This is a genomic window from Methanofollis fontis, assembly GCF_004297185.1.
GTDB classification, from domain to species: domain Archaea; phylum Halobacteriota; class Methanomicrobia; order Methanomicrobiales; family Methanofollaceae; genus Methanofollis; species Methanofollis fontis.
This window is the reverse complement of sequence record NZ_PGCL01000003.1, coordinates 417,694-429,701: the sequence shown is the minus strand read 5'-3', so window position 1 is coordinate 429,701 and position 12,008 is coordinate 417,694. Positions and strand designations below refer to the sequence as shown.

9 protein-coding genes are annotated in these 12,008 nt (G+C 60.7%); all 9 read right to left on the bottom strand.

Going from position 1 to position 12,008, the window contains the following annotated elements:
* Positions 1-1,217: 1,217 nt before the first annotated feature.
* The 9 genes from CUJ86_RS08975 to CUJ86_RS08935 all read right to left on the bottom strand — a co-directional run bounded on the left by CUJ86_RS08975 (position 1,218) and on the right by CUJ86_RS08935 (position 11,947).
* Complete coding sequence (locus CUJ86_RS08975; protein WP_130647225.1) at positions 1,218-3,056, bottom strand: threonine--tRNA ligase; 1,839 nt, start codon at positions 3,054-3,056, stop codon at positions 1,218-1,220.
* A gap of 62 nt (positions 3,057-3,118) precedes the next feature.
* Complete coding sequence (dcd, locus tag CUJ86_RS08970; RefSeq protein WP_130647224.1) at positions 3,119-3,676, bottom strand: dCTP deaminase; 558 nt, start codon at positions 3,674-3,676, stop codon at positions 3,119-3,121.
* A gap of 25 nt (positions 3,677-3,701) precedes the next feature.
* Entirely contained in the window at positions 3,702-4,418 is a 717-nt protein-coding gene (locus CUJ86_RS08965; RefSeq protein WP_130647223.1) for an RNA methyltransferase, read from the bottom strand.
* Between the two features lie 7 nt (positions 4,419-4,425).
* Positions 4,426-5,115, bottom strand: coding sequence for a phosphoglycerol geranylgeranyltransferase (locus CUJ86_RS08960; protein ID WP_130647368.1), 690 nt, complete (start codon positions 5,113-5,115; stop codon positions 4,426-4,428).
* 19 nt (positions 5,116-5,134) lie between these two features.
* The gene (locus tag CUJ86_RS08955; protein WP_130647222.1) at positions 5,135-7,948 is read right to left on the bottom strand and encodes a DNA topoisomerase I; all 2,814 of its coding nucleotides are present in this window, start codon (positions 7,946-7,948) and stop codon (positions 5,135-5,137) included.
* A gap of 3 nt (positions 7,949-7,951) precedes the next feature.
* On the bottom strand, positions 7,952-9,388 hold the full coding sequence (gene gatB, locus CUJ86_RS08950; protein WP_130647221.1) for an Asp-tRNA(Asn)/Glu-tRNA(Gln) amidotransferase subunit GatB: 1,437 nt from the start codon (positions 9,386-9,388) through the stop codon (positions 7,952-7,954).
* A complete protein-coding gene (gatA, locus tag CUJ86_RS08945) occupies positions 9,385-10,680 on the bottom strand; it encodes an Asp-tRNA(Asn)/Glu-tRNA(Gln) amidotransferase subunit GatA (protein WP_130647220.1) in 1,296 nt (431 codons plus the stop codon). Before gatA ends, gatB begins: the two co-directional genes overlap by 4 nt.
* Complete coding sequence (gene gatC, locus CUJ86_RS08940; RefSeq protein WP_130647219.1) at positions 10,681-10,950, bottom strand: Asp-tRNA(Asn)/Glu-tRNA(Gln) amidotransferase subunit GatC; 270 nt, start codon at positions 10,948-10,950, stop codon at positions 10,681-10,683.
* A complete protein-coding gene (locus CUJ86_RS08935) occupies positions 10,940-11,947 on the bottom strand; it encodes an asparagine synthase C-terminal domain-containing protein (RefSeq protein ID WP_130647218.1) in 1,008 nt (335 codons plus the stop codon). The genes gatC and CUJ86_RS08935 overlap by 11 nt, the downstream gene beginning before the upstream one ends.
* Positions 11,948-12,008 lie beyond the last annotated feature (61 nt).

Here is a 12,008-nt window from a genome sequence, read left to right as displayed (position 1 = left end):
CCCGCTCTCCGGCGGCGCTGCATCCTTCTGGTGTCTGGCTGAGACACAAAGAGGCGGTGATCTGTCGGCACCCGGGGCCGGAAAGATCGTGCGGGTTGTGGTCCTGTTGTTGAAATATAATTCCATCCTGGAGGATCGGGTTCAAGGGTCATCCGCCCCGGGATGGTATATCCCTGTCCGGAGAGCTGGTCAGTCCTGAGGATAGGGGTTCTATTTCGTATCTCTGGTTCGGAGTGTAGCATGGACACGAGGCTGAGAATCGAAAGGCGTTCAGAGGCGGTGGGATCACAGGGATCTCTCCCCGGCGTATACATCTCAGGGTTTCGGGGTCCGCCCTGACATAATGTGAATGAATGAAAAAATGCTGCCGGCTCTGTCCCCCGGTGACCGATGGTGATCGTTTCCATCGGGACGTCATCGCCGTTCTGACCTGGTGTGCTGTCGGTTATTTTGAAGCGTTTCTTTTTATCATCGTTTTCCGGCATCACCACGGTCTGTCCCTCTAAAATTCGGTTGTCTGGGTGTTTCCATTCCGGGAGGCCATATCCTGCAGGGTTGCGATGGGATCGGGCCCGGTGGAGAGGGAGCCATCGTCCTCATGATGGTTCGATTCTCCCTCCATTATGACAGGTGCCCTGTTCGCGATCTCGATTACAGCCAGACCGGTATGGAAGCGATATATGTGATGTGGATATGATTTTCTGGTGAGATCTCCATCTCCCGTTCTCTGTACAATGCAACGATGACAGGTGATCGATGGTGCCAATGTGCGGAAATGGTGATTTTTACACAATGATCGTCTGGTCATGGACTCTCTGAATATCCTGGATGATTAGCAATATCGATCCACTATCGGTATCTTTCCCGCATTCTGAATACAATATTATATTAATATTTGCATGGTTCGGTGCATCCTGTGGTGGCATCGGAGTGCAGAGATGCTGGATTGGGGGTCGTGATGGCGGTAAAATTATTGTCCTGAAAAATTGACGGAAATGGATATTATGACAATTGGCCCTTATGAGGCCGGCGTGGTTCCGGAATGATGCGAGGATTGAATGACATGAACCATTTCTGATCTCCATCTGACGGGAAGGGTGTCAGACGTATGATGTGGAGCAACCACGACACGCCCTATTGCAGGAAAGGAGCAGAGATGTGGCGGTGTCCAATCATCAAAAAAAGATGGGTCTGCCGGCGGCATTCCCGAAGAATATTCAGATAAACCGCGGCCGTATGGAGAGGCGTTTTGCGGTGTACATTGGACGGAACGGTTTGCCGGCACATTCGTCCCGGATGGCGGCAATGAGGTCATCGGAGGTCATCTCCTCTTTATGCGGGCGTTTCGGCTCAGAGAGTTTTCGGATGGTGACGGTCAGTTTGCCCTCATCCATCTCACGGTCGCCGATCACCGCCACATAGGGCACCCATTCGGTCCCGGCCTCGCGGACCTTCTTGTTCACCGATTCGTCACGGTCGTCCACATCGGCCCTGATGCCGGCGGCATTGAACCGGTCGCAGATGTCGGCGGCATAGGCGACATGCCGCTCGGCGACCGGGACAAATCTGACCTGTATGGGGGAGAGCCAGGCAGGGAGGCGGGGCACCTGCTGGTATGCCGTGTTCTCGAGCATGGCACAGATCACCCGCTCGATCGAACCGCTTGGCGAGCAGTGGAGGATCGGCGGATGCACATCGGCATCGTGCATCCGATAGGAGATGTCGAACCGCCGTGCGCTCTCCACGTCGATCTGCACCGTCGGGTTCTCGATCGGTCTGCCCTGACCGTCGATAGCGGCGAGATCGACCTTTGCCACCCAGTAGTGGACGCGGTCAGAGAGGACCTCGACGAGCATCGGGACGCTGGACTCCCTGACCATCTCCCGGAGCCATGCCTCATGCTCGTCCCAGAAGTCCTGCGTGCACCTGAACACGCCGACCAGTGGCGTCTCGAGGTCGCGCCCGCTCTGCCACCCCATCCTGAGCTGTTCGGCAAAACATACGAGTGCATTGTCCATGTCCCGGCAGAGGGTGTGCATGTCCGGCATGGTGAAGGCGCGGAGACGTTTGAGACCGATGACCTCGCCGCGCTGCTCGTGACGGAACGAGTAGGTGGAGAGTTCGTACATCTTCATCGGCAGGGTGTTGGGCGAGATGTGCATATCGCGCATGAACGAGAACATCCCGAAACACGCCGCGAACCTGAGCATCATATTGCGGTTGCCGCTCTTGAAGCGGTACTGCCGCTCCCCGAACTTGGCGGCGTGCTCGGCGATCGCCGGGTCGTCCAGGTCGTACATCACCGGCGTCTCCACCGGCATGCCGCCATAGTCCAGCACGAGTCCGAGCACATAGTCCTCCAGGAGGTCGCGGATAAGCCGCCCCTTCGGCATCCACCTGAGGTTGCCGACGTCGGAGGCGGGTTCATAGTCCACGAGTTCCTTGCTCCGCATCAGTTCCACATGGATGGGTTCGCCCCCTGAGGCACCCGGCAGACCGAGTTCCTTCTTCACCAGTGCCCCGAAGGCGGAATCGTCTGCGAAGTCGTTGGCGTCCAGCTGTTCCCCTTCCGGGGTGAGCACGAAAAACGTATGGGTGACCTCTTTTTTGGCCGGTTTCGCCTCGCCCTCCGCGCCGCCCGGCACAATCGTGCGGGAGAGTTCGGAGAGAGGATGGCCCTTGCATGAGAGGGTGAAGGACTTGTACCACCCGAAGGGTGCGCGCCTGACGGTCAGTCCTCCGGCGGCGGTGAGGGCCTCTTCCATCCCCTTCAGCACCTTCTTTGCCGCATCAGGCCCCGAGAGATCGGAGCTGAGGTGGGCGTACGGATAGATGAGCACCCGATCGGTATTCAGTTCACGGGCGGTTTTTTCGATTTCGGATGTGGCGCGTACGATGACGTCGTCGATATCTTCTTCATCCGATGATTCAACGGCACAAAAGGCGACGAGCGCTTCGTCGAGTTCGTCCTCAAGGACGGCACCCTCTTCGGCGACGGGCGTCTTCTTTCTGGCCTGATAGTCGATATGATCTGAGTGAATTAAGAGAAGCCGCATTGAAAACCCCTATTCCTGTTCAGGTATTCCGTAGTACGTTCATCCTTCCTGTATATATGCCTTCAAACCGCGCGCCGGTTCTCGTGGTAGCGGGAGAGTGTCGCCTGCCGCTGATCCATGTACTTGGCGTCGTTTTTGAGGTTGTACGGGTTTTCCGCGCGCTCGGTGGTGTAGAAGACCAGCTGACCGATCGGCATACCGGCATAGATGCGCACCGGTCGCCTGTTGACATTGCACATCTCGAGCGTGATCGTGCCCCTGAAACCTGCATCGATCCAGCCCCCTGTCTGGTGGAGTTCGATCCCGAGACGGGCGATGGAGCTCTTCCCCTCGATACTGGCGACGACATTGTCCGGAAGACTCACCGCCTCGAAGGTCTCGGCCAGGATAAAGGCGCCGGGCTCCATCACGATGGAATCGGTGCGCTTTTCGTCGACGCGGGAGGTGACGCTGTCATGGTCATAGGGATCGATCACGTCATCGCATGGTTCATACCAGACAAAATGGTCCCCGAGCCTGATATCAAGAGAGTTGGGCTGGATCAGGGAGGGATCATAGGGGTCTATCCCGATCTGCCCCCGCCGGATCCGGTCCTCGATCTGCCAGTCGACAAGAATCATCGTGAAAGGTTTGCCCTGCCGGATGTTAGATATTATCGTTTTCAGTGTCCCGGTGATCCAGGTGCCACTCTGCACGCCTCAGCAGACCATGGAGCGTGGAGACCTCGCGGGTGGTCAGGGCCGTGCGCCCGAAGATCCGGCGCATCATCAGCAGGGTGTTCGAGCGTTTATGCTCCGGGTGCTCGATCCGTTCCAGAAAACTGCCGAAATGCTCGATGAGCGCCTCGCGCTCGATCTTTCCGGCCAGACGATAGGTGCCGCGCGGAATGGCCGCCAGTTCAGAGCAGACAATTGCAACGGCGTGCGAGAGGTTCAGGATCGGGTAGATCTCCGAGGTCGGGATGGTGCAGATCAGGTCTGCCCGGGAGACCTCCTCGTTGTTGAGTCCCCAGTTCTCCCGACCGAAGAGGATGCTCACTCTCCCGTCCGCCCCCTCCAGGATCGATCCGATCTCTGAGGGGCGGTAATACGGCATCCGCATCGATGTGCAGACCGACTTCGAGAGTTCGCCAGTCGTGGCAACGACCAGATCGCTCCTGTCATAGACCTCCCGCAGACTCATCCGTTCGGCGTTTTCAAGAACGTCCCGGGCATGGGAGGCGCGGGCGATGGCATCGTCACCGATTTCGCAGGGATCGACAAGAACGAGACGGGTGAAACCGAAATTTTTCATCGCCCGTGCCGTAAACCCGATATTCCCCTCATAAAGGGGCTGTACAAGCACAATCTCAATCTCGGGCATGCTCTTCTTACTGGACGGCCCGAACCGTCGCCTTCAGGGTCTCGACCCCTGCCTCGTATACGGCATTGCCGACGACGATGGTGTCGGCGTACTTCCCCATCTCGGCGGCACGCTCTGCGGAGTTGATCCCGCCGCCATAGTAGAGTGTTGCATCATCAATCGCCTCTGCCGCCGCCTTCACGACCGCTGGATCACCATACATCCCGGAATATTCGATATAGATGATCGGAAACCGGAAGTAGTGCTCGGCACAGCGGGCATATGCCGCAACTTCGGCCGGCGAAAGGTCACAGACCGCTCCTGTCACCCTTCCCACAGCCGAATTCGGGTTCAGCACGACATAGGCCTCGGGCACGACAAGGTTCCATGGGATATCCGGGCATTCAAGTGCCCAGCGCTGATGTTTCCCGACAACCCAGCGTGAGTCCGGGGTGTTCAGCACGCTCGGCACGAACAGCATGTCCACGCCGTCGAACAGCGCACCGTCGGTGTCTGCGGGTTCCACAACAAGGGGGATTCCATACCCTTCGACCTGTTCGCGCAGGGCGGTGAGGTTTTCGGGGGTCACGTTCAGGGTTCCGGAGAGAAGGATCGCATCGGTGCCACTCGTCGCCACCTCCTCGATTGCCCCTGGATTGAGGTGTTTGTCGGGATCGAGTTTTGTCACATGGGTCCAGTTTTTCCATTTCAGATGCATGCCAGTCACGTTCGTACTCCTATTGTGATTTCTGTGACCTAATAGATGCGATGTAGGCGCGGATCTTCGCCTCCGGCAGTCCGGATCTGGCGGCGACCTCGTCGGGGTCGGCGGCGGCAAGACCGGCGGCATCCACAATGCCGGCGAAGGCCAGTTTTTCAAGGGTCCCCTCGCCGATGCCGGGCACGGAGAGCAGTTCGTTGCGCCCTTTTTCAACCTGTTTCCGGGTGACGCGGGGCGGGGCCTCCCGCCCGATATGGGCGCATGCGGTTTCGGCATGTTTGCAGACCGTTTCAACCCGGATCCCGCTCTTCATGGCGATGTAGGCGGGGTGGATCTCTGCAAAGTCCTCGGGCCCGGACAGACCCGCGTCAAGATATTTTTTAATGCTCACGGCAGGGAGTCCGGCCTCACGCAACCGCTGTTCGGTCCCGATGGCGCGGGCCTTTGCAGTGAGGCCTTTAATCTCCTCCTCGGATAGCCCGGCACCCTTCAGGACTGCGGCATCCGCGGATCCGAGGGCTGCAATATCGTCTATACCATCTTCATGCAGCTTTTTGACGATCTTTGCATGGCTCCGCCCGCGCCGCGGGGCGATCTCTGAGCGGATGAACTTCTTCATCTCCGAGCGTTTCCGCAGCAGATCGAGGACGTCTCCCGCCTCACGGACCAGCAGTGCCGCTGCAGATCCCTCTATCCCCAGTGTTCCGGCGAGATCTGTCGGCTCCATCCGGGCGATCTCGGGCACGGTGTAGATATGATGTTCATGGAGTCGGTCGAGGAGGACATCGCTCATATGCGGCATCATCCGCAGGGTTGCGGCATTTGACTCGATGTGAGAGCAGAGCGGACAGCCGATATCCCATGGCCGGGCCCCCTTCCGGATCAGTCTGACATGGCTGAGGCCGTGCTCGTTGCAGACCGTATCGGTCCTGATCGCCTTGCCCCACTGCACACCGGGCAGGCTGATGTTGAAGGTGCAGTCGGGATAGCCGGAGCAGCCGATAAACTGGGAGGCGCCGTGGGCCTGCCGGATCTGGAGGTCCTTGCCGCAGACCGGGCACGGTCCGATCGTTCGTTCCTCGACCGTTCTGTCCATGATCTCAATGCCGATCTGGTCCTCGTTCGCCTCGAGGTCATCAAAGACCGAGTGGAGCATCTCTCGCGACTCCCCGACCACGTCTTCGCGGCCCCGCCGGCTCTCCTTGATCTGCTGCATGTGCGACTCAAGGGTGCGGGTCATATCCGGGCGGGTGATGGTGTCGGCATGGCGCTCCAGCGATTCCGTCACCGCCTGCCCGACAAGTGTCGGTCGAAGCGGACTCCCCTGCACGTAGCGCCGCGAGATCAGCTTCCCGATCACCTCGTGGCGCGTACTCTTTGTCCCGAGACCGAGTTCCTCCATCGTCTGGATCAGTCTGCTCTGGGTGAACCTCGGCGGGGGCGTCGTCTCCTTCTCATCGCATCTGGTGGTGAGGATCGGCAGACGCTCTCCAACGGTGCAGGCCGGAATGATGCGTTCGGTCGCTTCACTGTAGGGATACAGCCTCCGCCACCCTTCCTCTTTCAGGCGTCCGCCGGTGACGGTATAGGGTTCGCCGGCGGCGTCGAAGTTCACCTTCATGGTCAGCCATCTGGCATCCGGCGAGAGGGTTGCAAGGAACCGCCGCACGACAAGTTCATAGAGTTTCCAGCGGTCTTCGCCGAGTTGCGAACGGGTTGCCGCTGCTGTGGGATAAATCGGGGGGTGATCGGTGCTGGATTTCTTGCCCCGTGTCGGTTCGGGCCGGCGGTGCCGTTTCACCCATTCGACGTCTGAGGAGAACTCGGTCGTCTTCAGGGTGTCGAGCACGTCGTCGAGGTTGAGGCTCTTTGGATAGACGGTATTGTCGGTCCTCGGGTATGAGATGAAACCGTTCATGTAGAGATCTTCGGCGACCCGCATGGCGTTTGCCGCCGAAAATCCTATCCGCCCGGCAGCAACAAGGAGTGCCGTGGTGTCGAAGGGAGTGGGGGCGCGATCGTTTTTCACCCCTTCTTTCACATCGGTGACCTGGAGTGGCTCTTTTGTCCGCTCAAGCGCAGAAATTGCCTCCCCGTGGTCCATGAACCGGCCGTGGGTGTGTCGGAGTTCGAGGGGTTTTCCGTCCTTCTGCGTATCCAGCGTGAGCATCCAGTATTTTTGCGGGACGAACGCCTCGATCTCTCGTTCACGGTCCACGATCATCGCAAGCGTCGGGCTCTGCACCCTTCCGACAGAAAGGATGTTCGCCCCACCCCGTTTTGCTGCGATCGATATGAAGCGGGTGAGCGAGGCGCCCCACATCAGGTCGATGATCTGACGGGACTCCCCGGCGGCGGCCAGGGCGAAATCGAGTTCAGTCAGTTCGGAGAAGGCCCGCTTGATCTCCTGCGGCGTAATGGCGGAAAAACGGGCCCGCAGGATCTTCACGCCGGAATTCACCGCCCTGACCAGTTCGAAGGCCTCCTTGCCGATCAGTTCTCCCTCGGTATCAAAATCGGTGGCGATGACGACGAGATCCGCCTTCCGTGCGAGTTTCTGGAGAAGGGAGACGATCCGCTTCTCGGTCGGGCGCTTGATGATGCCGGCATCGATGAGTGAGCGGGGGGGGCGTTCGGCGCTCCGCCAGTTGGCGTAGCCCTCCACGAAATCGACCTCGACCACATGCCCCTTCAGTCCGACCACGACGGTGTCATCGAAGGAGTAGGTGTCCACTCCCCCCTGTTTCTGCGTTGAAACGTGTCCGCCGTCTGCAAGAATGGCAGCGACACGGCGTGCCGAGATGTTCTTTTCAGCGACAATCAAGCGCACGATCTATGTCCCCTCCCCGGTGTCTATCCGTGCGGCAATTAAAGGTGTGATTTCCTTTGGATCTGCCCGGCCGCGCGTCTTTTTCATCACCTGACCGACCAGGAAGTTCAGGGCCGGACGCTTCCCGGCGCGGTAATCGGCAACTGCGGCCTCATTTTCGGCGATCACTTCGTCGATCACGGCGGAAAAGGCGTCTGCCTCTCCCTTGCCGAGATTATGTTTTGCGACATATTCAGACGGCATCGTCGGTGTTTCCCCGCTCACGACGGCATCGAGGAGGGCGCGGAGCACATCCACTGCCACGCGGTCGGTGACCGTTCCGGCACCGGCGATGGTGACGAGGTCGGCAACGTGGTCGAGCGGCACCGCCGTCACCGGCATGTCCCGGTAGTTCAGCTCACCGAGGAGGATGTCGGCCGTCCATGTGGCGGCCAGCACCGGATCGACCTTTGCGGCCAGGGCCTCGTAGAACTCCGCAAGACGGAGATCACCTGTGAGGGTGCGGGCATGGTTGAGCGAGATGCCGAACTCTGCCATAAAACGGTCGCGGCGTGCGTCCGGGAGTTCGGGAAGAGGGATCTGTTCCAGCCAGTCCGTCACCCGCAGGGGGCGGAGGTCGGGTTCGGGGAAGTAGCGGTAATCGGTCTCGCTCTCCTTGGACCGACCGGCGGTGGTGACGCCGCGGCCCTCCTGGAAGTGGCGGGTCTCCCGCTGCACCGCCATCCCCCGGCGGATCAGGCTTTTCTGCCGGGTGATCTCGAAGGTGAGCGCTTTCTCGACACCCTTGTACGAGGTGATGTTCTTCACCTCGACCCGTTCCGATCCCTTGATGGAGATGTTGGCGTCGACACGGAGCGCCCCATCGCGCTCCCCGTCGAAGACGCCGAGATACTCAAGGGTGGCGCGGAGTTTATTCAGGAAACGGCGCGCCTCCTTTGGCGACCTGAGATCGGGTTCGGTGACGATCTCGATGAGCGGGATGCCGGAACGGTTGTAGTCCACCAGCGTGTAGGCCGCTCGCCCGGCGCCCCCCTTATGCACGAGTTTGCCCGGGTCCTCCTCAAGATGGATCCTGGTGATCCGCACGCGTTTTTCGCCCTCCTCCCCTTCGATGTCAAGATGGCCCCAGACCGCGAGGGGACGGTCGTACATCGTGATCTGGTAGCCCTTCGGGAGGTCGGGGTAGAAGTAGTTCTTCCGTGCAAACTCCGACTCTTCGGGCACCTCAAGGTTGAGGGCCTTTGCGACGCGCAGGCCGTACTCGACGGCCTTATTGTTGATCATCGGGAGGGCGCCGGGAAGGCCGAGGCAGACCGGGCAGACGTGGGTGTTAGGGCCATCGGTCTTGTAGTCGGTCGAACACCCGCAGAAGAGTTTTGTGCGGGTGTTCAGCTGGCAGTGGATCTCAAGACCGATGATCACGTCGGTATGGGTGCTCATTTCCGCACCCCCTCATAGGCGAAGGCGGTGTCGACAATACGCTCCTCTTCGCAGTGCCGTCCGATGATCTGGAGGCCGACGGGCAGGCCTCCGACATCGCCGCAGGGGACTGAGATGGCCGGCACCCCGGCGAGATTTGCGGGGACGGTCAGGATATCGGCAAGATACATGGAGAGGGGATCGGTCTTCTCCCCGAGGGCGAAGGCCGTCGTCGGCATGGTGGGGCCGGCGATCACGTCCACGTCACGGAACAGTCGGGCGAAGTCCTCACGCACGTTTGTTCTGGCAGCCTGCGCCTTTGAATAATACTTCCCGTAATAGCCGGCAGAGAGGGCGAAGGTGCCGAGCATGATCCGCCGCCTGACCTCGGCGCCGAACCGCTCCCGCCGGTGTTCCTGGTAGGCATCGTGCCAGGAGCGCTTCGATTCGTTTCCTGGGCCATACCGGATCCCGTCAAAGCGGGCCAGGTTGGATGATGCCTCTGAGGTGCAGGTGACGTAGTAGGCGGCCAGGGCATATTTCATGCTTGGCATCGAGCACTCGACGATCTCTGCGCCCAGCCCTTCCAGATCGCCGATCGCCGTTCTTACTGTCTCTGCCACAGAATCGTCCACTCCCTCGCCGAAGAATTCGGCCGGCACACCGATCCGCATCCCCCGGATCTCCGATGAGGGCGTGTGGGTGTAGGGGCGGTCGATCGAGGTGGCGTCCCGCGGGTCTTTCCCGGCGATGACCGAGAAGAGGCGCGAGACATCGGTCACATTCCCTGCCATCGGGCCGATTCCCTCGAGGGAGTTGGCATAGGCGATGAGGCCGTACCGGGAGACGCGGCCATAGGTGGGTTTGAGCCCGACGATGCCGCAGAATGCCGCGGGGCAGCGGATCGACCCGCCGGTATCGGTGCCGAGCGCCATCGGGACCATGCCGGACGCCACGGCGGCGGCGCTCCCGCCCGAGGAACCGCCGGGCACATGGGCGACATTGACCGGGTTGGTGGTCGGCCCGAATGCGCTCGACTCGGTCGTCGTGCCCATGCCGAACTCGTCCATATTGGTCTTGCCGACGATGGCGGCACCGGCCGCTTTGAGCAGGGACACCGCATGGGCGTCATAGGGGGGGAGGTATCCTTCCAGGATCGCCGAACCGCAGGTGGTCTGGATGCCGGCGGTGGAGATGTTGTCCTTGACGGCGACCGGCACCCCGGCGAGCGGACCGTCGCCGTGCTCTGCATTCCGGCAGATCGTGACGAAGGCGTTCCAGCGGTCGTCGGCATCAAATGCGAGGGTGCCCACCTACATCACCTTCGGAGCCCTGATGTAGCCGTCTTCAGACTCCCCGGCATTTTCAAGCACTGCGTCCGGTGTGAGGGAGGGGACGACCTCGTCGTCCCTGAAGATATTCGTCTGTTCTGCCTCGGGTCGCTCCTCGGCCTCGACCTGATCGAGGAGATCGAAATAGTCGAGGATTGCATTGAACTGACCGGTAAACTCGGCGAGTTCCTCTCTGCTGATCCCGATATCTGCAAGTATTGCGATATGTGCTACGTCTGATTCAGTAACCATGCATGTCCCAACCCATGTCAGTTAAGTACCCTTGTACCGACTTTTTATAACCATTGTGACGTGCCAGCTGCCGGATCACCCGCCAGATCCCGCTCCCGTACTGCATCGCCTTCTTCTCTCCGCCGGCGAAATCCGGCGGTATATGACGCTCTGCGACCCGCCGGAGGGGGAGTTTGCGCACACCGTTGACGATCCTCTCTGCAGGGGGGATGGCGCGGGCTGCGGCCACGACGCGCAGATCCAGGTACGGCAGCGAGAATGTAGTACTATAAGGGGATGCGACCGCCCCGTCCCGCTCCACCTGTCTGGGGAGATCGACGACGTCGGCGTCCATCATGGCGCCGGGATCTGCAGATTCGAGATAGCGGGCATACCCGCCGAAGAGTTCGTCTGCGCCCTGACCTGCCAGGACCCGCCGGTAGCCCTGCTCGTGCGCCCACCTCATCACAAAATATTCAGTGGTGGCGATGGCGGCATCGACGGGGTTTGGATTCACAAGAAGCCTGACGACCTCGGAGAGCGCCTCCTCGACCTCGGGTGCGGTGACCGTCACCACATCGCAGGGGAGGTCGAGGGCTTCGGCAAGGGCGAGGGCGCGTCGGTGGTCATGGGATCCGGTGCACCCGACGACCACGCAGGGGAGGCGTGCGAGAGCGGCGACAAGGCCAGAATCCACCCCGCCGGAGAGGGCGACGGCGGCACCCTCCACAGTCCTGAGGGCGACCGCCTCGACGATCGCCGCTTCAAGGTCGCCGGCCGGGTAGCAGGGATCGATCCGCCCGACGACTGCTCCGTTGTGGGTGAGCGTTCCTGCAGGGCAATCACCGGCAACGATCCCGAAGTGGTCGCGCCCCCGCCACCCGCCATAGGTGAACGAGAACTCGCCGCCGAAGCGCAGGGCGGCACGGGGGTCCTTTGAGAGGATGGACTGCACCTCCTCACCGGCGAGGCGCCGCCCGCCGCACTCGATCCATCCGCTCAGGGCGAGGTCTGGCATGCCGCTCCTCCGGGTGACTGCTGGATCTCCGTCATATCCTGAGAAGATGGGGGCTGCACCA